Source organism: Hallerella succinigenes (assembly GCF_002797675.1).
Lineage (GTDB): Bacteria > Fibrobacterota > Fibrobacteria > Fibrobacterales > Fibrobacteraceae > Hallerella > Hallerella succinigenes.
Genome location: NZ_PGEX01000001.1, coordinates 654,803 through 677,527 on the forward strand (window position 1 = coordinate 654,803; position 22,725 = coordinate 677,527).

20 protein-coding genes are annotated in these 22,725 nt (G+C 49.3%); 11 read left to right on the forward strand and 9 right to left on the reverse strand.

Annotation, left to right across the window (positions count from 1 at the left end):
• Positions 1–3: 3 nt before the first annotated feature.
• Both BGX16_RS02820 and BGX16_RS02825 read right to left on the reverse strand, forming a co-directional pair.
• Positions 4–921 carry a M23 family metallopeptidase gene (locus BGX16_RS02820; RefSeq protein ID WP_100424700.1) on the reverse strand — a complete coding sequence of 306 codons (918 nt, stop codon included), beginning with the start codon at positions 919–921 and terminating at the stop codon, positions 4–6.
• A gap of 13 nt (positions 922–934) precedes the next feature.
• Positions 935–2,428 (reverse strand): choice-of-anchor I family protein, encoded by a 1,494-nt coding sequence (locus BGX16_RS02825; protein ID WP_100424701.1) that lies wholly within the window; start codon positions 2,426–2,428, stop codon positions 935–937.
• A gap of 37 nt (positions 2,429–2,465) precedes the next feature.
• On the opposite strand from BGX16_RS02825, the gene BGX16_RS02830 reads away from it, so the two are divergent.
• Genes BGX16_RS02830 through BGX16_RS02860 form a run of 7 tightly spaced genes read left to right on the forward strand, consistent with a single transcriptional unit; the run spans position 2,466 to position 8,266 of the window.
• Complete coding sequence (locus BGX16_RS02830; RefSeq protein ID WP_198514842.1) at positions 2,466–3,365, forward strand: cation diffusion facilitator family transporter; 900 nt, start codon at positions 2,466–2,468, stop codon at positions 3,363–3,365.
• Entirely contained in the window at positions 3,358–4,257 is a 900-nt protein-coding gene (locus tag BGX16_RS02835; protein WP_100424703.1) for an FISUMP domain-containing protein, read from the forward strand. The genes BGX16_RS02830 and BGX16_RS02835 overlap by 8 nt, the downstream gene beginning before the upstream one ends.
• A 34-nt stretch (positions 4,258–4,291) precedes the next feature.
• Complete coding sequence (gene purU, locus BGX16_RS02840; RefSeq protein WP_100424704.1) at positions 4,292–5,137, forward strand: formyltetrahydrofolate deformylase; 846 nt, start codon at positions 4,292–4,294, stop codon at positions 5,135–5,137.
• Positions 5,138–5,149: 12 nt separating this feature from the next.
• The gene (locus tag BGX16_RS02845) at positions 5,150–5,650 is read left to right on the forward strand and encodes a hypothetical protein (RefSeq protein WP_100424705.1); all 501 of its coding nucleotides are present in this window, start codon (positions 5,150–5,152) and stop codon (positions 5,648–5,650) included.
• A 1-nt stretch (position 5,651) separates the two neighbouring features.
• Positions 5,652–6,320 (forward strand): orotate phosphoribosyltransferase, encoded by a 669-nt coding sequence (gene pyrE, locus BGX16_RS02850; protein ID WP_100424706.1) that lies wholly within the window; start codon positions 5,652–5,654, stop codon positions 6,318–6,320.
• A complete protein-coding gene (locus BGX16_RS02855) occupies positions 6,321–7,007 on the forward strand; it encodes a hypothetical protein (protein ID WP_100424707.1) in 687 nt (228 codons plus the stop codon).
• On the forward strand, positions 7,004–8,266 hold the full coding sequence (locus BGX16_RS02860; protein WP_100424708.1) for a hypothetical protein: 1,263 nt from the start codon (positions 7,004–7,006) through the stop codon (positions 8,264–8,266). Before BGX16_RS02855 ends, BGX16_RS02860 begins: the two co-directional genes overlap by 4 nt.
• A gap of 5 nt (positions 8,267–8,271) precedes the next feature.
• On the opposite strand, the gene BGX16_RS02865 is transcribed toward BGX16_RS02860, so the two are convergent.
• Positions 8,272–9,960 (reverse strand): Na/Pi cotransporter family protein, encoded by a 1,689-nt coding sequence (locus BGX16_RS02865; protein WP_100424709.1) that lies wholly within the window; start codon positions 9,958–9,960, stop codon positions 8,272–8,274.
• A 174-nt stretch (positions 9,961–10,134) separates the two neighbouring features.
• Positions 10,135–10,722 (reverse strand): dephospho-CoA kinase, encoded by a 588-nt coding sequence (coaE, locus tag BGX16_RS02870; protein WP_100424710.1) that lies wholly within the window; start codon positions 10,720–10,722, stop codon positions 10,135–10,137.
• 29 nt (positions 10,723–10,751) lie between these two features.
• Here coaE and BGX16_RS02875 point away from each other — a divergent pair, with 29 nt between their 5' ends.
• Positions 10,752–11,636, forward strand: a complete 885-nt coding sequence (locus BGX16_RS02875) for a phosphoribosylaminoimidazolesuccinocarboxamide synthase (protein ID WP_100424711.1) — start codon at positions 10,752–10,754, stop codon at positions 11,634–11,636.
• A 91-nt stretch (positions 11,637–11,727) separates the two neighbouring features.
• On the opposite strand, the gene putP is transcribed toward BGX16_RS02875, so the two are convergent.
• Positions 11,728–13,278: a sodium/proline symporter PutP gene (putP, locus tag BGX16_RS02880; protein WP_100424712.1), complete on the reverse strand. Its 1,551-nt coding sequence runs from the start codon at positions 13,276–13,278 to the stop codon at positions 11,728–11,730.
• Positions 13,279–13,430: 152 nt separating this feature from the next.
• Between putP and BGX16_RS14780 the strand changes: the two genes are divergently transcribed.
• Complete coding sequence (locus BGX16_RS14780; RefSeq protein ID WP_198514843.1) at positions 13,431–13,688, forward strand: hypothetical protein; 258 nt, start codon at positions 13,431–13,433, stop codon at positions 13,686–13,688.
• Positions 13,689–13,702: 14 nt separating this feature from the next.
• Here BGX16_RS14780 and BGX16_RS02890 read toward each other — a convergent pair whose 3' ends face one another.
• The 4 genes from BGX16_RS02890 to BGX16_RS02905 all read right to left on the reverse strand — a co-directional run bounded on the left by BGX16_RS02890 (position 13,703) and on the right by BGX16_RS02905 (position 20,294).
• The gene (locus tag BGX16_RS02890; RefSeq protein WP_100424713.1) at positions 13,703–14,785 is read right to left on the reverse strand and encodes a Fic family protein; all 1,083 of its coding nucleotides are present in this window, start codon (positions 14,783–14,785) and stop codon (positions 13,703–13,705) included.
• A 58-nt stretch (positions 14,786–14,843) separates the two neighbouring features.
• Positions 14,844–15,602: a hypothetical protein gene (locus tag BGX16_RS02895; protein ID WP_100424714.1), complete on the reverse strand. Its 759-nt coding sequence runs from the start codon at positions 15,600–15,602 to the stop codon at positions 14,844–14,846.
• Positions 15,583–16,578, reverse strand: a complete 996-nt coding sequence (locus tag BGX16_RS02900; protein ID WP_100424715.1) for a hypothetical protein — start codon at positions 16,576–16,578, stop codon at positions 15,583–15,585. The genes BGX16_RS02895 and BGX16_RS02900 overlap by 20 nt, the downstream gene beginning before the upstream one ends.
• Positions 16,579–16,850: 272 nt before the next feature.
• Entirely contained in the window at positions 16,851–20,294 is a 3,444-nt protein-coding gene (locus tag BGX16_RS02905; protein ID WP_100424716.1) for a DEAD/DEAH box helicase, read from the reverse strand.
• Between the two features lie 204 nt (positions 20,295–20,498).
• Here BGX16_RS02905 and BGX16_RS02910 point away from each other — a divergent pair, with 204 nt between their 5' ends.
• Both BGX16_RS02910 and BGX16_RS02915 read left to right on the forward strand, forming a co-directional pair.
• Positions 20,499–21,362 (forward strand): DUF4423 domain-containing protein, encoded by an 864-nt coding sequence (locus BGX16_RS02910; RefSeq protein WP_100424717.1) that lies wholly within the window; start codon positions 20,499–20,501, stop codon positions 21,360–21,362.
• A 17-nt stretch (positions 21,363–21,379) separates the two neighbouring features.
• Complete coding sequence (locus BGX16_RS02915; RefSeq protein ID WP_100424718.1) at positions 21,380–22,684, forward strand: hypothetical protein; 1,305 nt, start codon at positions 21,380–21,382, stop codon at positions 22,682–22,684.
• Positions 22,685–22,725 lie beyond the last annotated feature (41 nt).

Consider the following 22,725-nt stretch of genomic DNA (forward strand, 5'->3'; position numbering starts at 1 on the left):
CGTCTATTGAATCGCGTATTCTCCAGGGAGGATATAGCGAAGCGGGTTGACGGCCTTCGAATTATACCAGACTTCATAATGCAAATGAGGTCCGGCAGAAAGACCGGTGTTACCCATATAACCGAGCAGCTGATAGCGCTTCACGAACTGTCCCTGCTTCACGGAGTTCAACTGCATGTGAGCGTACTTCGTCACATAGCCGTTTCCATGATCGAGAGCGACATAGTTGCCAAAGGATTCGCTGTAACGCGAAACGGTGACCACGCCATCTGCGGATGCGTAAATCGGAGTCCAACGGCTGTTCGCAATGTCTATGCCGTTGTGCATGCGCGAAACACCGGTAATCGGGTGAACTCGAGCGCCAAATGTCGAAGCATAACGGCCAGTCGTCGGGGAAATCGAAGGAATATGCTGCCAATGCGCATATTGCTGTCCGACAAATCCAGCGACTTCCGTAAAGCTTCTTTCGTTTTCGTAAGCCTTGGAACGGAACTGTTCCGCCTTGGCACGCAAAGTCAAAGCCTGGTCGAGAATCGGATACGCAGACCTGCTCAGGCGGACTTCCGGGGCTTCCGGTCCGCCGATCGACATTTCTCGCGTAGAACGATCCGTCGGGTTCAGACCGAACTTGTAATGGAGGAGATCCTCATTTTCAAAACGGGATTCCATTTCGATATTCAACGAATCCAAACGCGCCTGTTCCTTGTCGAGCTTCTTGGACAAAGAGATTCGGCTACCGATGGCACGATCCTTGAGAAAATCATAAGTGAAGAGAACACTGCCCTGCAACACCAAGAGGGCGATTCCTGCGAACACTAGACCCTTTCCCACTCTAAGCACACGTTTAGAGAACTCCGGAAGGCGCAAAGCATGCGACTTGGAAGAGCCTTCGATGTGAAAGGAAAGTTTGAAAAATCTCATGATAAACGCAAATTTAATAATTTACGCGGTAGATGGATAGCGTTGTACTATATTCGTAACCCACAACGAGGAATGGAACGCCTTTTTCGGGGCTATTTTCGGCAGGAATAAAGAGTACTCCTTCCGGTCCACGATCGGTAGAACTTGCGAAATAATCCAAAATTTGCGGCTTTTTAGGGTTTTTGAGGTCAAAAACAGCGATTCCGCTCGAGCGTTCCACGGCGACAAAGGCGTACAAGCCCGATTTTGTCTTTCCAACGGTCACATTTTCCGGTTCCGGGCCCAAATCGTCACTGCGCGAATCCGGTTTGATTTTGCCTTTTTTGGAATTCCAGTTGAAGAGTCCCGGATGATGTTCTGCGAGATACTTTTCCAGGGCGTTTCCGCTATTCCAGATGCGCTTGCCCGTTTGAGCGTCAAAAATGCTCACGCTTCTGCCCCCAAAGGTATTCAGGTAGCGGCAAGGTTCGTTTCCGTCACAGGGGTTCAGCGCGTCGATCGAGAGCTTTCCCATCTTTTGAACCTGTTCGGCGGTAAAGACGCTTTCATTTAAGCGACCTTGCGCCTTTAAGGATTGGGCGGTTGTGACGTCGCTTGTCGCTGGATCGTCGTCGCGCTTTGCGCCTTCGTCCGCGGTTATAAAGTAAAGCTTTCCAGCGGCTTCAAAGGCTTTGATACCGTCCGGTTGCAGGTAGCCGCGGATCGGAGCGTTTTCAAGTTCGATCTTTTTGTTTTTGCGGTAGTCGAATTCGTTCCCCTTCTGGGCGTGATCGACCGTGCCGAGTCCCCAGACGTCCGTGATTTTCGCTTTTTTCACATCGATTTTTGCGACAGCATTGTTTTCTTGGAGCGTTGCAAAGGCGAACTTACTGTCGGGAGAATACGAAATGTATTCCGGTTCTATGTTTTGCAGATAGCGTCCAGGACCCACCAAACGAACGCCGGCATTCGCGAGAGAAAGGCTATCGAAAGCGGCAAAATCCAATTCGCTGACACGCGCCGTTTCGAATCCGTTCGAAATATCAATGAGGCTGATCGAGCCTTCGGGATCGACCTCCGCTTCGTCATCGGGCTCGCCTTCATTTGCGACGAGAAGTGTTTTGCCATCGGGCGCAAAAGCGACCATATCGGGATGAGCGCCCACGGTAAAACTCTTTAATTTATTCAATTTACGGTTCTGAACCTTGTACAGGTGAAGCGTTCCCGGCGAAGTTTTCGGATTGTTCATTTCTGCAATAGCGAGGAAATCCCGATGCGTCGAAACACAAGGAACTTCGCCTTTAAAATTCAGCGATTCCAAGATTTGGGGCTTTTCCGGATTTTCGAGGGAAATCAGAAATACCTCATGATCGCCCGATGTCGTAACGAGCATTTTTTGCGACGCTATATAAGTGGAAATTTCCGAGCCCGAAAGCCCATTCGCTCGAGTCAGACGCCCGACTTCTTCAAGGCCAGCGGCAAAAAGCGATACCGACAAAACGAGAGCAGCAAGGATTGTATTTTTCATATGATTTTAAATTATTAAATTACTCAATACGATGGAAATGGAACGAGTTAAAATTGCGCAACGGATCACTTGGCACGGCTTCTTTGTGAACCTTCTTTTGACAATCGGGAAGATTCTCGCCGGAATTTTTGGAAATTCCGCAGCCATGCTTGCGGACGGCATTCATTCTCTTTCGGATTTTGTGACGGATTTTATCGTCATCATCTTTGTGCGAATTTCCGGCGAAGACCGCGACAAGAACCATCCCTATGGCCACGGTAAATTTGAAACGATGGCTTCGTTGCTGATTAGCATTGCCCTGTTCGCTGTCGCGGTGGGCATTTGTGTGAATGCGGCAAAACAGATTTTCTCTTTTATGCAAGGAAACGCGCTGGAATCGCCTTCGGGGATCGCCATGATTGCGGCAGTCGTCTGCATCGTGACAAAGGAAGCGCTTTACCAGTACACGGCAAAAATGGGAAAGAAGATCGACAGTCCCGTTTTGATTGCGAACGCTTGGCATCACCGTTCCGACGCCCTTTCGAGTATCGGAACCTTGATCGGCATTGGTGGAGCCTTTTTGCTCGGCGGCAAGTACACGGTTCTCGACCCGATTGCGGCGATTCTTGTGAGCCTTTTCATTGGACGCGTGGCATACCAGATCGGATTTCCGACCGTACAGGAACTGCTCGAAGCCTCGCTTCCCGAAGACATCGAAAATGAAATTTCCACACTGATCCGCAACACAGACAAGGTGCGTTTTTACCATCATCTGCAAACCCGTAAAATCGGGAACGCCTACGCGATCGACGTTCACATTAAACTCGACCGAGACATTTCCCTTGTAGAAGCGCACGACGTCGCCACCGACATCGAAAAGCAGCTACGCGAAAAATACGGCAAACAGACTCAGATAAACGTTCATATGGAACCTCTTGGGGAGGACGGACATGCCTAAAATTGCAACGCTTTTGGCTATGGCTTTTACCGTATTTTCTTTGACCGCCTGCGATGACATTCGCGAAGAAAAATACCCGAACGGGAAGGTGCGTTCTCGCGTCCAGTACGTCGAAAACGCAAAACAAGGCGTCGAAACGGAATTCTACGAGAACGGCAAAGTGAAGCGCACCCGAAATTTTGAAAAGGGAAAAGAACAGGGCGAATCAAAGGAATATTACGAATCCGGAAAGCTCAAGGCGGAACTCAGCTACACGAACGGCGCTGTAAACGGGACCGTGAAACGCTATTACGAAAACGGCAACGTCCAGTCGATTACTTTGTACGAAATGGGAACGATTGCAGCCTTCCCCGAGACATTCGACATGGAAGGCGACCCGGAAGTTCAAGGGTCTTACACGGACCCGCGCGACGGCAAGAAGTACGAATGGGTTCGTATCGGAGACGCGATCTGGACAGCAGAAAACATCCAGTTCGCCCCGGTCAAAGGTTCTCTTTGCATGCAGTGCAATGTTTGGGGAAGGCTTTACGACTGGGAAAGTGCCAAGAACGCCTGCCCGACTAGTTTCCGTATGCCGAAAATCGCCGATTTTGAAGTTCTTGCCAAGGCTGTCGGACAAAATCCGGCAAAAAAGCTCAAGGCGACCTTCGGCTGGAACAACGGTGGCGACGGAACCGATGAATTCAGCTTTGGAGTGCGCGCTAGCGGCGCCCATTTTGCAAAATCCGACGTTCCCGAAAAAGCCCGCAAATTTAAAGATGCGGGAGACAAGGCTTATTTTTGGACCGCAGACGGAAAAGTCGCCGTTTTCAAAAAGAATTCCTCGGACATTTCCTACGAAAGATTCCAGCCGGAATTCGGCGCTAGCCTGCGCTGTATCCTTGCCAAATAAAGTTTAAGCGACTGCAAAATGCTATATTGAGGGCATGGCTACTACCCGTTACATTTTGCAAATTCATTGCCCAGACCAAAAGGGTCTCATTGCCGGCACAACGCAGGTTCTTGCGAATGCCGGTGCAAACATCATCGATTTGACGCAGCATACCGCAAAGGATATCGAAACGTTCTTTCTCCGCGCCGTTTTTGAATGCGAACCGTCCGCTGCTGAAGAAATTCAGAACCATTTTGAATCCATCGGTCCGCACCTTTCGCTGACCTGGCAACTGCACGATACTTCCAAGGTGAAACGCCTTGCGATTTTCGTTTCCAAAACAGACCACTGCCTTTATGATCTTTTGCTGAAGCACCGCGACGGAGATCTTCCTTGCGAATTCAGCTGCATCGTGAGCAATCACACGGAACTAGGCCCGGTCGGCGGCACATTCGGCGTTCCGTTCTACTATGTACCGAGCAATCAGGAAAAATCGATTTCTGAAAATCGTTTCCGTGAAATCATCAAAGAAACGAATTCCGATGGAATCGTTCTCGCCCGCTACATGCAGATTCTTTCGGCGGAATTCACCGAAGAATTCAAGTACAAGGTCGTGAACATTCATCACGGTTTCCTCCCCGCCTTTAAGGGCGCAAAGCCTTATCACCAAGCATGGCGCAAGGGTGTGAAGATTATCGGTGCAACGGCGCACTTCGCAACGGAAGATCTGGACCAGGGTCCGATCATTTGCCAGGACGTGCAACGCGTTCCGGAAACCGCTTCGATCGATGAACTTGTGGAACTCGGCAAGGATATCGAAAAGCGTACCCTTTCAACCGCTGTGAAGCTCTGGCTCGAACACCGCGTCTTCGTGTACGAAGGCCGGACTTTCATTTTGTAAGGAAGAATTCCCATGGCAGAAGAAAACAAAATCCAGGAAGCCGAAATCATTTCGACAACCCCCGCTCCGGACGCTTCCAAAGAAGTCCAGCCGGAAGTTTTGACCGCAGAAGCTCCGAAGCCAGAAGCTTCAGCAGAACAGCCGAAGGAAGAAACGAAGCCGCAGGAACCGCAGGTCATCATCCAAAAGGAACGCGACCTTTCTCACTATGTAGGATTCGCCCTTTTGACCGTGCTTTCGATTGTGTTCTTCTTTATTCCGGGCATCGCACTCGTTTACCTCGTGAGCTGCCTCGCGGCGATTACCGCTCCGGTCGCCTGGATTTTTGCAGCGATTCTTTCCGTAATCGTCTGGCTCATCTTTAAGCTCAAGATCAAGGGTTTCAAGAAGTCTTTCTTCTGGTACATCGGTCTTTGCGCTCTTATCTCTATCATTCTGGTATCGCTTTCTGTGTTTACCAGCTACCAGGTCCTGAGCGGCATTTTCGCTTTGCTCATCGGAGGCTCGAACTAATATGATCAAGAAGGATGAATTCGTCCACTTTCTCGTAGAAACCGGCGCCCTCAAGTTTGGCGCGTTTGTGACCAAGAGCGGCCGTCATACGCCGTACTTCATCAACACGGGTGAGTTCCGCACGGGCAAAGCTCTCGCCCGCCTTTCGGAATTTTACGCTCAGGCTTTTGTTGAACATTTTAGCGGCAAGGCGACAAACCTTTTTGGTCCGGCTTACAAGGGCATTCCTCTTTGCGCAGCGACCGCAATCGCACTCGCCGAAAAGCACAACCTGGACTTGAGCTTCACCTACAACCGTAAGGAAGCAAAGGACCACGGCGAAGGCGGAAATCTCGTCGGCGACACCTACAAGGAAGCCAAGGACGTCGTGATCATCGAAGACGTGATTACCGCAGGTACTTCCGTGAACGAAACGATGCAGACCATGAAGAACTTCCCGAATGCGAAGATCAAAGGTCTCCTCATTTCCGTCGACCGTCGCGAACGCCTTGAAAATGGAAAGTCCGCTCTTGAAACCGTTCAGGAAACCTACGGCATCGAAGCCCATTCCATCATCAACATCGACGACATCATCTCGTTCCTCGAAAGCGAAGACAATCGCAAAAAAATCGGTGCACCGGAAGATATTCTCGAACGCGTTCGCGCTTATCGCAAAGAATGGGGTGTGTAAATGAAGGGGGCGCTCCTTCTGTTATCGCTTATTTTAGCGTCGTGCGCGAGCAAGCAGTGGAGCGCGTCTCATCCCTATTACAGGGAATCTCCGAGTGCGCAAGAAGAAATCGCCGTACTCGGACTCCATCACGCAGTCGTCATTACTCGGGACAAATGGTTTGCAAAGCACTTGCAAATTCCACGCGATTCCGTGTACCTGTTGCTCGGAAAGCAACTTGAAGAAGCCTTTATAAAAGAGCTGCAAAGCACCCGCTACCCGAGCCTTTATATTTGGCCCGATTCCGCTTATGCAAAGCTCCCCGAAGAGACCCAAAAGCTCGACGAAAAAATTTACATCAAAGGCCGCTTTCCGGCCCAAGGCGTTTCGCTCCAAAGTCCAGAAGGCAAAACGCCTAAGCATTTGATTTTGATTCACGAATGTACGCTCGGGCTCGATCTGAAAAAAGACTACTTCTTTGATTATACGCTTATCAACAACGAAGAAGAAACAAAGCGCACTTCCGAGGCGTTGACGATCATTCTTTCTTATACGCTCTGGGACAACGTGAAACAGCGTGCGCTGTATTCCGCCGTCGCCGAAGTTCCGCTTGCGATTCCGCACGGCATTCAACCGGGTGACGTTTCCAAGGTTTCGATTTTTGCGGCAGATAGCCTTGTGGCAGGCATCGACGGAGGTATCCGATGAAGCGCTTGTTCCAGATTTTTGCAGCGGCATGCTGTTTTGCAGGCGCCGTTTTTGCCGAAGACGTTTACTTCCGCGAACCGTTTACCCTGTGGCAGGATCCCGAAATTTTAGTGTGGACGCCGGATTCCGCAGCGCCGATCGACCCGCGTGAATTTTCCCTTTCGTTAAAGCGCAACAACAGTGGAATCGGAAGCCCGTCCGTACGCATCGCCGGAGAACTGGAACGCGATTCAAGCGCCATCCTTTACGCCGTCTGGCTTAAGAACAATCTGCTTCCGGGAATCCCGGCAGAACTTTTAAAAGCCCGTGAAGCGAAAATGCAGTCCCGCCTTTCCGCCATCGAAGACAAGTACATTCTGTACATGACAAGGAACGGAAACACGCTCACGGTCGCCCTCTTTGACGAAACAAGCTATTCCCCGAAGGCTGCCGGTTCCTTACCGTTCAACAGCGACAAGGTTGCATTAGGCGACGCGATTGCCGAAATGTTCTTTGGCGGCAGCACGAATCGCCGTTTAACAAAAGAAGAACGGGCAAAGAAAGCAGTAGAACCCAACGATTACTATTCCAAGATTCCGACTTTTAGAGGCTTTTTTGGCGTTGCAGGCGGTTACACGCAGGCACAGGTTCCGTTCACGCCCGACAGCTGGTACAGACGCAAGCTGAACAGCAAAATCAAGAATTACCGCAATACGCAGGATTCCCTTTCGCTGTGGAATTTTATCGAAGACTCTTCCCCGCTTTTGAACGTTTATGCGGGCGGCACGTGGTTCGATTTTATCGGTTCGGAAATCTTTTTGCGTTTTTCGGAACACGATGCGAAGATCGATGAGAAGGATACGGTTTACAACGAACTCGATGACTGGAAGTTCTACCGTTTTGAAGTCGGTCTAAGCCTGATGCTTTCTTACCGTTTCCCGATACATAAGAACGTGACGCTTGTACCGCACGGTTCCCTAGGATTTATCTACAGCTTCCTTTCGGAATCGATCGACACCAAGAGCGGTTACAAAGCATCGGGAGCGTACAAAGCGCGTATCGAATTCAAAGACTTTTACAAGGGCGCAGTCCTAGCTGTCGGCATGCGGACGATTCTCTTAGACCATTACGGCATCGATTTGCGGGCGGGTCTCGCTGGCCGCGGTCGCATTCTCGACAGGGAGCCTTCCGTAGACGCGGTTGCCGAGCCTACGGTCATCGGAGGCTCCACGATCGACTGCTTTATTCAGCTCGGTCTCGAATACCACTGGTCTTTATAGACTTTTTAGCGGGAACCGTCGTCGATGATTTCGGAGCCGAGAGCATGCGTTGCCGTGACCAAGTGTTCCTTGATCTTGCGGTATGTGCCGAGCAAGTCGGTGAAGGTGGTCGTGAGCAGAGGATCTTCGCTGACTTCGGCGACATGACCCCAGTGCTTTGCACGGCTGTCACGAACCTGTTCCGTAATTTCATGTCCCTGGCGACGGATCGCGGCGAGCGTATGAACGTCATGGGAATCATTCAAGACGACAGCGACGTCGTCGGCGAGTTCCGACACGGCATCGTGCAACGAAATCAGGCTTTCCTGGTGCAACTTGTCGAAGGCAACGTTATGGTCGCGCAGGCGCAGGCAAAGCTTTAACGCCTGGGTCACGTAGTCGGATGCGGTTTCGAGATCGTCGCTCATGCGGAGTTGGCGTTCCGCATCGTTTGCAATGCTCTTGGAAACGCTCGTCGAAAGGAGGCCCGTGAGGAAGCTGATGACTTCGGTCTGAGCCATGTCGAGTTTCTCTTCAGCTTCAAAGATGCGTTCCACAATTTTCTTGTCTGCCTTGCCTTCCAAAACAAGGCGCAGATCCTTGAGCATGTCGCGAACCGTGTCGTTCATCATGTTCATTTCACGGGCAGACTGCGTAATCGCAGCAAACGGAGACTTGATGAGAGCCGGGTCGAGCTTTGTCACCACAGCGTGCTTCGGCACCACCTTGTTCGGGAAGAACTTGTCCAGGAGCGCCGGAATCTTGCCCGTAAACGGCAGCACGACGAGGGTGTTCACAATATTGAAAGTCGTGTGGTAAAGCGCAATCGCAAGAGTCACGTTCTTTGGGTCGTCCGGGTTCGCCATGCCAAAAGCCGTGTGCAAGAACCAGCGCATCCCGGCAATCGTCGGTTCAAAGAGGAGCGTCACCCAAACCACACCGAAGATGTTGAAGAACAAATGGAAGAAAGCCGCACGGCGAGCGTGGCGGGAAGTATTCGCCGCAATCATCAAAGCGGAAATCGTACAACCGATGTTCTGGCCGAGCACGAGAGCCGCAGCCGTATTGAAGCCGATCAAGCCCTGGGAAGCAAGCACAATCGTCACACCGAGAGAAGCGGAACTCGACTGCATGATCGTCGCCATGAGGAAGCCCACCAAGATGCACGCGCAAATGCTCAGAATATTATTCGCATTGAAGACCGCAAGAGCGTTCAAAAAGTCCTGGTTATTCGAAACCGGGGCAAGCGAAACCTTCATCGCCGCAAGACCGACAAAAACAAGACCCACACCCAAAAGGGCGAGGGCCGAATACTTGATACGTTCTTTTTTAGCAAAGCAGTAAACCAGGGCACAGGCACCGGCGAGAGGCATCCCGTACTGGTCCATATGAAGAACCAAGACCCAGCCCGTAATCGTCGTACCGATATTTGCACCCATGATCACGCCGAGAGTCTGGGACAGCTGCATGATCCCGGCGTTTACAAACCCGATGACCATCGCCATTGTCACGGCGCTCGACTGTACAAGACAGGTCACGCCCATGCCGACAAGAATACCTAGAACGCAGTGGTTCGTTACCTTACTAATGAGTTTTTGGAGGGTCGGCCCAGCGATCGTTTGTAGGCCCATCGAAAGGAATCGTAAACCGAGGAGGAAAATACCCGCGCCACCGATGAGGAAGATGACGCACTGAGCAATTTGCGAGAACAACATTGTTGGTTCATCCTTATTGGAGATGCCAAACGCATCTGATGTGTTATTTGGTCGTCCATTGTGGTTGCCCCAAATTTAGAATTTCAAATAACTCCTTCAGAGGGATTCTTTACAGATTTTTTACTTGCTCCACATGTTTTTTACAAAAAAAATTCCGCCACGAGGCGGAATGTTTCAAATTTGAGCTTTTTGGAGAACAAGAGCCTGCAATTCCGCGAGACTTCCCCAGTTATCTATATATTCATAGTGGTCATTCGGCGGAAGCGGGTCCAGAGCCTGAATTTGCATGCGGCGGAGGGCATCATCCTTCAAAAGCCCGCGCTTTTGGAGCCTTTCGAGGCGAATGTCGTCCGGAGCCTGGACCACCCAAATTTCTGCCAAATTTTTGGAAAATTCGGGCCATTTGAAGAGCAAAGCCCCTTCCACGGCGGCGATTTTCGGCGGATTTTCAGAATTTTCAATCCGTTTGAGCTTGTTTTCTGCATGCTTTTGGAGCATTGGATAGACGATTTTTTCCAAATCCTTGAGGGATCTCGGGTCTTTGAAGACCTGAGAAGCGAGAGCGGCCCGGTCCACGGTGCCGTTTTGGACGCAAACCGCCCCGAAACGTTCGGAAATTTTCGTGCGCAGTTCCTCGGATTCCGTGTAAAGCCTGTGCATTTCCACGTCTAAATCCAGTACAAAGGCACCCTTTTCGGCGAGCAGAACTCCGACAGCACTTTTGCCAGAACCGATTTTACCGCAAATTCCAATCTTTTTCATGCCCGGAATTTAACTAAATTTTTAGCACTATGAGCTTAAAATTCGATACTCCGATTACTGATGTCCCACTGTTCCACCAAGGTAAAGTACGTGACATGTACGACCTGGGCGACAGCTTCCTGATGGTCGCAAGCGACCGCCTTTCCGCATTCGACGTGGTGCTCCCCACTCCGATTACGGGCAAGGGTAAAATTCTTAACCAGCTTTCGCTCTTCTGGTTCGAACATCTCGGCATGCCGAACCACCTGATTACGGCGAACGTGGACGAATATCCGGCAGTGCTCCAGAAGTACAAGGATTACCTCCGCGGCCGTTCGATGATCGTGAAGAAAGCCAAGCGTCACAGTGTAGAATGCATCGTGCGAGGCTACATCGTGGGTTCCGGCTGGAAGGACTACCAGAAGACCGGTAAAATTTGTGGGCACGTTCTCCCCGAAGGCCTGCAGCTCTGCCAGAAGCTCGAAAAGCCGCTCTACACGCCGAGCACCAAGCCGGACGTGGGCCACGACGAAAACATTTCCTTTGAACAGACCTTCGACATCGTCGGCGAAAAGGTGGCTACCGATCTTCGCGATCTGTCCCTCGACGTCTACACGAAGGCTCGCGATTACGCGGCTTCCAAGGGCATCATTCTCGCCGATACCAAGTTCGAATTTGGCGAAATCGACGGCAAGACCGTTTTGATCGACGAAGTCTTGACTCCGGACTCCAGCCGTTATTGGCCTGCAGACAAGTACCAGGTCGGCAAGAACCAGGAAAGCTTCGACAAGCAGTACGTGCGTGACTGGCTCGAAACTCTCGACTGGGGCAAGACCTACCCGGGTCCGGAAATTCCGGCTGAAGTCGTGAAGAACACGCTCGCCAAGTACGTGGAAATCTTCGTGCGCCTCACCGGACGCGAACCGGAACTTTAATTCCGAAACAAAACATCGAAAAGCTTCAATAGGAAAAGGACTCCAACAGGAGTCCTTTTTCGTTTACAGAATCTGTTCCAAACAAGGTTCTCTAGCGAACTTCCTTTTCGAGATCCAGATCGCTCAAACGGGAAGCGTCCACCCGTTCAAATTCCTGAACAATTTCATCGGAAGGCTTCTTCGTGCAAAGGCTCACCACGACCGCAGTCACAAAGTTCAGCACAAAGCCCGGAACCAGTTCGTACAATCCAAAAATCGAGCAGTCGCTCGAAAAGCCCGAAAAGTAGAACTTCCACGCAAAAGCAACGACACCGCCGACGATCATTCCGCTAATCGCTCCCGAAAGATTGATGCGCTTCCAGAAAAGGGCGAGCAGAACGATCGGGCCAAAGGTTGAACCAAAACCCGCCCAGGCAAAGCTCACAAGGCTCATGACCACATCGAGAAATCCACTCGAAGCACCCGGACGGCCCTGGAATGCGAGATAACCCGCAACAAGAGCGATCGCCACCACGACGCCACGGCTCACCAGCATCAGTTCCTGATTGCTTGCATTCTTGTGAATCAAACGCTTGTAAAGATCATTGCTAAAAGCACTCGCCGAAACCAAGAGCTGGGAGTCCGCTGTACTCATGATCGCCGCAAGCACAGCGGACATCATGATCGCCGCAATGACGGTCGGGAACAGGTTCTGCGTCACCACCAAGAATACACGTTCCGGATCATCCAAGGCTATGCCCTGCTGCATCAAATAATAACGTCCAAACACAGCAATCAATATTGAAGCACCGAGCGAAAGTACAACCCAAGTCATGGCGATGCGACGGGAATGCGTGATCTCATCCGGATTCTTGATCGACATAAAGCGCACAAGGATATGCGGCATGCCAAAGTAGCCAAGGCCCCAAGCCAGGGAAGAAACGATCGAAATCATCGTTACCGCCTTACCCGTCGAAGCATTCGTGAAAATGTTCATCAAGTAGGGATTCACCTGGTTCATCGCATCGACTGTCGGAGCAAAGCCGTCGTTCATTTCGCAGATAATCGTCGGCACGAGCAAAAGCGCTATCAGCATCAAAACGCCCTGCACAAAGTCCGTCCAGCTCACCGCCAAAAAGCCACCGAGGAACGTGTAGCCCACGACCACAATCACGCCCACCCAAAGAGAAGTCGTATATTCCCAACCGAAAATCGTTGAGAACAATTTACCGCAACTGACAAATCCCGAAGTCGTATAGAACAGAAAGAAGATCAAAATAAAGAGAGCGGAAACCACGCGGATGATTCCGCGCTTGTCCCGGAAGCGGTTCGCAAAAAAGTCCGGCAGCGTAATGGAATCGTTGCAGTAATACGTGTACTTGCGAAGCCTGCGACCGACAATTTTCCAGTTCACATAGGTTCCGACGACAAGACCGAGACCGATCCACGCTTCCGAAAGGCCCGAAAGGTAAATCGCGCCCGGGAGGCCCATCAAAAGCCAGCCACTCATATCGGAAGCTTGAGCGGACATCGCCACGACCCATTTATTCATGCCGCGATTGCCCAAATAATAGGAATTCAGACTGTTCGCCCTGCGAGAGAAATAAAATCCGATACCGAGCATCATCAACAGGTAAAGGATGAAAATAGCCATTATAGTCATAGGGACTCCTCGTAAAAAAACTTGTTTGCAATAATAGCTTTTAATTCTTACCTAGCGTGAAAACTTCGCGAAGTTCGTCATCCGACATTTTTGTGATCCAATTTTCGCCGGTCGCGACGGTCATCTCGGAAATTTTCTTTTTGCTTTCGAGGATGTCGTTGATTTTTTCTTCCAGATCGAATCAGGAAAATTTTGGCAAACAGTACGTGCGAGACCGGCTCGAACCTCTCGACAAGGACAAAACCTACCCGAGTCCAGAAATTCCGTCAGAAGTCGTGAAGAACATGCTCACCAAGTATGCGAAAATCTTCATGCGCCTCACCAGCTGCGAACCGGAACTTTCCGAAAGAAAACATCAAAAAAACTTAAAAAAGATTCCTGTAAAAGGAACCGTTTTTTGCTTCAAGTAAATAAAATTTTAGCGTTATAACAATTCAATTAAGTCATAAAAGTAATATAAATTACCGCGTTTTCTTTCGTCGGAGAATACGATATTATTGGCGGTCAGTTTATCCAACATGCGATTGACAGTCGTGTTGGAAAGCCCTGTTTCCTTTTCAATTGCGCGACTGTTCTGAACCGGATTTTTAAAGAAACAGGAAAACACTTGTTTAAGCAATCTTGATGAAGAAATCTTTGCAATTTTCTTTAAGCTCAACTCGTAGAGTTCTTCTATTTTCAAGACATTACCTTCGTATTTGGCACACTGCCTATCCACAATTCCAAGGAAAAACTTAATCCATTCATTCCAGGCGCCATTTACCCGGACATCGTTCAGCATTTTATAATAGCGGAATTTTTCTTTTTCAATAGCTTCACTTAAAAAAAGCCAGGGCATTTCTATTTCGTGAACCTTAAAAAGAAACAGCGGGATCAGCATTCGACCAAGGCGTCCATTTCCATCTGCAAACGGGTGGATTGTTTCGAACTGCTCATGAATAACTGCCGCATTTACCAAATTCCGCTCTCCAGATGTAGGCGAATTCATAAACGCAATCAAGTTATCCATCAACGGTTTTACAAACTTTGCTTCTGGCGGTACAAAAGTGATTTCTTTTGAATTCTCATTTTGAATAAAGTTTTGTTCAGTGCGGTAAAGTCCAATATTATCCGTTAAGCAATGCACGTTTCCACTCAAAAGGATCCTATGCATTTCAAGGAACATCTCCTCCGTAAAAATTCCCGTGCGCATTAGATAATCACGTCCATATCGCGTCGCTGCCGAATAATTTTTCACTTCATTGACATTTTTGTCGGAATCATCTTCAAGCGCTGTTTTTTCCAAAGAGCTTTGCAACGAGGTCCTTGTACCTTCCATCCGACTAGAATGCAAACTTTCTTTGATATACATCGAAGCCATGCAAGATTCCCGCGCGATGGATCTTTCTAGTAGCGCCGAATATACTTTTAATCGCGAAACAGAATCCACTAATTCGTCAACGAATGCGGTTTTGTCAATTCTTTCAAATGCGGATTCAATGCGAGATGCAGCAAAAGGTTCTTGCATATTGCAAACAAATCTATCAAAAATTGTTTACTGTTTACAAGTGTACATTTGTTTAATTTTATTTGGGCTTTACGTATTCCTGTTTCAAAGAATCAAGGCAGTCCGTGTTCAAATTAAAGGACTTGAATGCCTCGTAAAGGCCTGAAATAAAGGTGAAATTGGTCATCATTTGTTTTCTGTAGGCGTTGAAGTCTTCCCCGAATTTTTTTGCCTCCTTTTTTTTACGAGGCCAATAAGAATAATTTGTCGATATTTTGCAGTTTGAATGAATTTGCTTATCTATTCGTGGTAGATTGCAATTAGCATAATAACTTTCCGTGATATCTCCATAAATGTCATAACCCACCTCTATACGTAATGGGAAACGTTTTTCTTTGGGGTCTACTACATAGACGGCTGTTGTCGGTGGAGGATTTTTTTTGGTAGAGTCGATAAGGACCGCGACATTGGGCGTTGCCGCTATATAGGAAAATCCATTTCGTTCAAAGGTTTCCATGCATGAAACTTCGTCTGGACTAGGGCTGACATAGCGATTGTAGTAGTAAGAATCATGCAAAATTCTGTAATCCGATTCATCAAGGAATCTGTACCATATTCGAATCTCGTAATTGTCGTCATATTGAAGGAATCTTTGACCAGGTTTGTCAATGAATTCAGCAAATTCCACGTTGCCAACAACGACTGTTTTTACGTGGTCTGAAAAAAGAAATTTTGTGAATATATTTCCCTTTACAAGATGCCCAATGGCGAAAAAAAGGATGGTTGCCACAGCAACGGCGACAACCACGAATAACATTTTAATCCAAACCGATTTCATTCAAAAGTCCTTTAAGCACCTTGTTCATGAACGCTCTTTTGGAAATTTCCAAAAGATAAGGATTCAATTTTACTGTCAACGGGAAAAAATAATGTTTGTTTACTTTTTCGGCAAATTTTTTCCAACCTCCATAAGAATTTACAAATGTGAAGAACCTGCTAAATTCTTTTTGCTTGTAATAGCGGTCAATTGCATCGTAAAGGGATAAGTTTCGGTTGTTTATTAACGAAGCTATATTACGGGCGTCAATGTCTGCATAAAAATCGCCTGTACCAAAGAATTTGCTGTATCGGGGGTGAGCACCACCAATGTTGTTCAATGCAGTGTCGCGTATTGCAGCATAGCTTAGACTATCGTTCGTTCTCACGGAATCAAGATGCGCCGCGTAAGTGAACATGTCACCAGCCCAACTGGCCCATTCTGTAGGCAAGGCACAATCGTCACTATAGCAATCCAAATGCCGGCTAAGTGAAGCGCTGAAATGGGGAAGGTCGACAACTACGCTGGAATCCGGAAATTCAAGAGACTTGAACCGACCGTTTGGGGAGAAACTGTTTTGATAGCTCGGATACTTCCATCGGGTCATAAATTTCATATATGGGTCAGCAATACCCGATGTTACATTCCACTTCAATCCTTTGTATCCTCCAAAATCCCTCAAAATTCGGGAAATTTCCAAAGCACGCGCTTTTTTTTGCCCTTTGGGGATACTGTTCAAATCATCCAAATTTTGAATAACCTGTAAAAAAGAGTCTATTTTGTCTTCTTGTGAAGCAGGCTCAGCGAACAGCTCATAAAAAGAATATGGAGCAATTTGCGTTGTACCTGCGGGCGTCCCCCACAGCAACGAGAAAGACGCAAACGGAGATTCCTTTTCCGGACAAAGTGTATTGGAACGCTCGCCAGAAGCAAGCAAATTTTGAAGTCCTGCTAACCGATTTCTAGAGTCGGCATCCGATATAAAATCATTTGGCATGATCTTTCCTTTGCCCCAAAATTTTGAGGCAGTTAAAATAAACCGGAAGCGAAGAAATTTGGTATCTTTGTCAAGCCGTTAGAGTTACCATGCTCTTCGCCGAAGGACTTCCGACTGCAATCGGGAGTCCTTCTTTTTTCCAGTGGCGAACATCACTGGGTCAAATATACACAATTTTAATGTTAAAATATTGTTTTTTGTAAAATAATAAACATTTTTTTAGTTTTTTGTATACAATATCACAATCAAAGCCATTGTTTCACAATTATATTTTAATTCTTACCTAGCGTGAAAACTTCGCGAAGTTCGTCATCCGACATTTTTGTAATCCAATTTTCGCCGGTCGCGACGGTCATCTCGGAAATTTTCTTTTTGCTTTCGAGGATGTCGTTGATTTTTTCTTCAAAAGTGTCTTTGGTAATTAAGCGGTGAACGACCACGCGGCGGTTTTGGCCGATACGGTAAGCACGGTCCGTCGCCTGGGCCTCTACGGCGGGATTCCACCACAAGTCGTAATGGATAACCTGCGAAGCAGCGGTCAAATTGAGACCTGTGCCGCCCGCCTTGAGCGAAAGAATCAACACGCGGCGATCCGGATCCTTTTCAAATTCGTCTATCGCCTTTCCGCGGGCACCGATCGACATGCCGCCGTGATAAAAGAGCGCTTCCGTTTTGAGTTTCGAATGGAGAACCTTTTGCAAAATTTCGCCCATTTCCGTAAACTGCGTAAACACAAGGACCTTTTCGTCGGTATCGAGAATGGAACCTACGATGTCGAGAAACAATTCCATTTTGCCGGAAAGCGCGGGATCCGTTTTGCCATCCTTTAAATATTGCGACGGGTGGTTGCAAATCTGTTTTAAGGCGGTAATCAGGCGAAGTACGGCGGCACTGCGTTCGAATTTATCTTCCGCATTTTCCAGGTCGAATTCGCCGAGCTTTTGCATGATGCTGTTGAAAGTATCGTTGTACAGCTTTTCCTGTTCGGGCGAAAGACTTGCCCACTCGTTCTGTTCGAGTTTTTCGGGAAGGTCCGCGATGATCGACTTGTCCGTTTTGAGGCGTCGCAATAAAAAGGGCGCCGTGACCTTGCGGAAGAGTTCCGCGCAATGCTTGTTCGCGCGTTCCTGAATCGGCCTTTCGAATTCTTCGTGGAAAGACTTTGCACTGCCAAAGAACCCGCGATTGCAAAAGTCCATGATGCTCCAGAATTCCATCAAGCGGTTTTCCACCGGAGTTCCACTCATCGCGATTTTCACATGGGCATTCAAAGCTCTCACAGCGCGGCTTTGCGAAGTTCCCGCATTCTTGATATTCTGCGCTTCATCGATCACCACAAGTTGCCAGTTCATATCGGTCAGCTGTTCTTGATCGGAGCGGAGAACGCCGTAAGTCGTCACAAAGATATCCGCATTCACGCCTTCGACGTTGCGATTGGAACCGTGATAAATGCAAACCTTCAACCCCGGTGCAAACTTTGCGAGTTCCCGTTTCCAGTTTTGCAAAAGGCCCGTGGGAACAACGACGATCGCTTTGCGTTCGTCAAAGGCTCCGTCGTTTTTCATCTGCTGCAAAAGGGTAATCACCTGGAGCGTTTTACCAAGGCCCATGTCGTCGGCAATGATGCTTCCAAATCCGAGCTTGGAATTGCCGAGCATCCACGCAAAGCCTCGGCGCTGATACGGGCGAAGGTTCGCCTGGATTTCTGCAGGCACCGGAATCGAAGATTCGTTTTCTTCTTTGAGCTTGTGAATTTCTTCGAGCGCTTCCGGCGCAATTTCCACCGAGAGCCCTTCGAATTCGCCGGCGAGCGCAATCTGTAAAACTTTGATCGCAGGCACCTTGAAACGGTCCCGCAAACCGTCCTTCAACTGCTTGACATCGGACGGGGTAACGTAAAAATACTGGCCTTCAAAATAGAGCAGGTCTTTCGACTTTTCGTACAACTCCATGAACTGTTTGCCGTCCATCACCTTTTCGCCGATAACCACGGACCAGTTCAATCGCAAAAGGTTTTCCAGTCGGCAGAATCCCGCCTGCGCCTTTTCTTCGGAACGGACAATCTGCGGATGCGGCACGCCGCGAACGACCCGTTCAATTCCCGCCGGCAGGTTCATGCCGATGCACAAAGCGCGAAACAGCGGAACGGATTCATTCAAAAAGCGAATCAGGTTTTCTCCGGAAAGATGAATATTGTCGATTGCCTTCCGCGAAACGTATTCATCATAACCCGGCAAAAAATTTTGCATCGGCTGCACGGCCCGCAAAACGAGTCCGCGTTTTTCCGCCGGGAATTCCCGCGTCCAAAGCTTGGAATAAGGCTGCGCCTTGTTCAAATCGCGGTCCAAAAAATCCAGATCGACATCGACTTTTCCAAAGCCCGCATCGGCGCCGTTCACCACCGGCAAATATTTTGCATTCGAAAGTTCATAGCCGGCGAGCCATTTTTCGATTTCCAAAATATCGTCTGCGGCATCGCCCGAATAATCGAGAGTCGCGTTGCCGAAAAAGGCGTACAGGCGGCTGTCTTTAAACTTCTTTTCGGGATCGATGCGGCGCATGTAAATGGAAAGGATCGCGGTCACAAGCATTTCTGCCGAATTCTGCGTCATCTGCTTCGGGGATTCCATTTCACTGCGCACAAACTTCACCGGCATCCAAGCCTGCAAACGCGCGATTGCCCCATGGACTTCGGGAATGGACTTGAGCGGAAGCCAAAAGAAACGCGCCACTTTTTTATCAAGCGCAAAAAGCTTGGGGTAAACCGATCCGCGATTCAGTATTTCTAAAGCGGTCTGACGGGCGTAATTCAAAAGCTTGAACGAGATATCCGCCTTGCTCATTCCCGTCGGACCTTCCACAGAAACCGCGTCTACGGCCCATTCGAGTGGAATCTTGCCGAACATCCAAAGGTCCGTTCCCGCGTAACGGACAACTCCCCCTTCCGAAAGATCCACCGATTTTTCCGGGTAACATTCAAAGCTTTCCGCAAACTGTTCTAGGCACGTTTCACGGTAAAGATTCACAAATTCTTCGGGGAAAGCCGCATTCGGCGCAACGGCATTCACTAGCGCCTTGCGCGCATCCACGATGTTTGCCGATTCATATTCCGGAACTTCCGAAATTTCTTCCGAACCTTCAAGGGGAACGTGGGTAAATTTTTCTGCAAAAACGGGAAGGGCCGTTTTGCCGTTTTCCACGGGAAGCTCTTCTTCCCAAGCGGCCTGCGTGCACTGTTCCGCGAGCTGGCAAACATCCATGCCGCGGACGGTGAAAATCGTAAACGGATCCTTGTCGATCTTTTTACCGATACCGTGCAAAGCCGCGTAAGCGTGATTGCACATGCCGCGCATTCCGCAACTGCATTTGACCGAAAATTTGACGCCCGCGCCGGGCACCATTTTAAGGCCCTGCTCCTTGGCAAAGTCAAGAGTTTCTTTCGGTTCCAGATGATGCGCAAGGGAGCCTGCGAGTTCCGGATTCTTTTTTAAGCCTTCCATCAGCAGAGATTCTTCTTCCTCGGAAAAGCGCGACATCATGAGTTCTACATTCTGCGTGCTCCAGGAGCCGTCTACAATGCGAGCCTTGACGGTGCGCCCCGAAATCTTGACGTCGGCTGCACGAGCCTCCGAACGCGAATATACGGCAAAAGAGCGCTCCACAGCGCTGCGCCATTCATCGCCCCAAGGGGTTCGTTTTACGGAATCCGTTGCCATCGCGCCAAAGATAGCAAATTACTGCACGGATGTACATTGAAATTATATGTGCCTTTATCGGCTACCCTATCGGGCTTTGAGTCTTCTAAAGAGCCTCCGTTACGGGGTCTTGGATAAAACGTCCACAGGAAATACGCCCAAGGTATACTTTTTTTTACCTGTCCAGTCTACTTTAATATTGTAAAGTTATAGGTAAAAAAAACTATGGTTACGTTTTCTGACATATCGGATTACCGCGACTTCCTGAAGGAGTATTACGACCGTAAAAAGGCGGAAATGCCCTTCTATTCGTACCGTATGATGGGTGACAAGCTGGGCCTTGACTCCAGCTATTTGTACCGTGTGCTAAAAAAAAAGCAGCATTTGCCCGCTCATGCCCTTCCGGCCGCCAAGGAAATTCTGGAACTGGCCGGTCGCGAGGCCGAGTACTTTGACCTGCTCTTTTCTGCCGCCGTGGTCAAGGACAAGACGAAAAAAGAAGAATTGATGGCTAAGGCTGTCTCTCTTAGGGACGTGGACCGGCATAGACTCCAGGCCGCGGAGCTCAAATTATTGGAAAACTGGTGGATTCCGGCGGTTCGCGCCTACCTAGAACTAAACGGTGGCGTGGTGAACCATAAACAAATTTCCAAGGATATTTGCCCCCCGATTACCGAAGAACAGGCTAAAGAGGCCGTAGATACCCTGCTGGAAGTGGGTCTGGTGAAAAAGATGGCTTCTGGCAAGCTGGCCCTAACCGATGCTCACCTCACGATGGGCGGCCCCGAAAAAAAGGAAGCGGTCCGCAAGTTCCAAAAACAGGTCCTCGCTTTGGCGAGTGATGCCCTTGATAACATTCCCGTAGACGAAAGAAACATTTCTACTCTTACATTGTCTGTGGACCAGGCCTGCTTTGACGATCTCGGGGATATGCTCCGGGAATTCAGGCGCCTCGTCCAGAAACGGGTTGATAGTGCCAAAAATTCAGACCGTGTAATGCAGCTTTCTATGGCTTTTTACCCGGTGGCGCGCAAAGGCGAGGTTGGATCCGTCAACGCAACGGAGGATGCCCAAAGGGAGTCAAAATGAGATACTGGGTGTGGAAAATGGCTTTTGCAGCATTGGGTGGAATCTTCGTTGCTTGCAGTACCGATGGAGACAGCGTGGCCGGATCTACCCTTGAAACGGAGAACTCCATTGCGGTGACCCTGACGGTACAACGGGAAGGCGGCATCCCTGCCGCCCGTTCCAAGGTGTTTGTCCGTCCGGCATACTTCCTGGCAGGTGCCAACAATTATGCTTTTGCCGAAAATCAAGACTTGTCCGAATCGGATTCCCCAGTAGTGGCATCGGATAGCGCCTTGGGTATCTTGAACTTGGTAACGGACTCTCTGGGCCTTGTGGACTTGCCCCGGCTCAAGCCCGGCTACTATGTCATCGAAGCCCGTCAAAATATGGAAAGGGCCGCGTCCCGGGTGGTAGTGACGGACAGTTCCGTAGATTCCCTGTCCATGACCGTGCTTTCTACGGGGGCCATGAAGGGCCAGGTATACCTGCCTGCCGGCATGAAGTCGGTAACGGTGGGCATCCAGGGACTGGACTATTTTGTGCAGACCGACTCCCTCGGCCATTTTGAATTTGACAACCTGCCTGCGGGTACTTTCAGTGTGGTGGGCTTTGTGTACCGCACCTACGAAAGTACCGGCTCCGACGGCGAACCGGTGGTCATGAGCAGCTATCTGCAGGTGGGCTCGAGTTCCACAAAGGTCGAGTCCGAAGCGACGGTCGAAGACGTAACGATCGGCCAGCGTCCTATCGAAATCATTCCGGATTCTGTCGTATCGGATACCGAAGACGTTTACCCCATCGTCTACTTCGAGGATTTCGAGGACAGTACTCAAGGTTGGTATAAAGGTGTTTCGAAATATGGGATTGTCCATGCGCTCGATGCCCAGTATGACACGGAACGGGACGGTCTTGTAGGCCATTTCGTATACCAAACCGACTCTAATTATAACTGGGTACTTATGGGCCGTTCCCTAAACGGAATAGTGGACCTGTCGGAGCTGGACTCCGTTGAAATTTGGGCCCGGGGTAGCAAGGGGGATTCTACCCAGTGGCTAAGCTTCTCCTTCGACGTGCTCATGGATTCCCTGACCCTGGACAGCCTGGGCTACGAAAACGGAAAGTCCTGGGTGCATCTGGAACTGGATACAACCTGGCAACGGTATGTCATTACTCCGAAGGACCTTTTAGAAACCGATTCCCTAAAAATCGGAGCTAATCTTGGCTGGGACAACGTAAAGGATCACGTGACTAACCTAAACCTCTTTGGCGGTGGTGTCGGCGGTTCCTTCGAGTTCTGGATCGACGACATTACCATTTACGGTGTCAAGCCCTGGGAACCTTAGCCCTTTTCATGGATAAATCGTCCATGTAATATGCCTAAAGC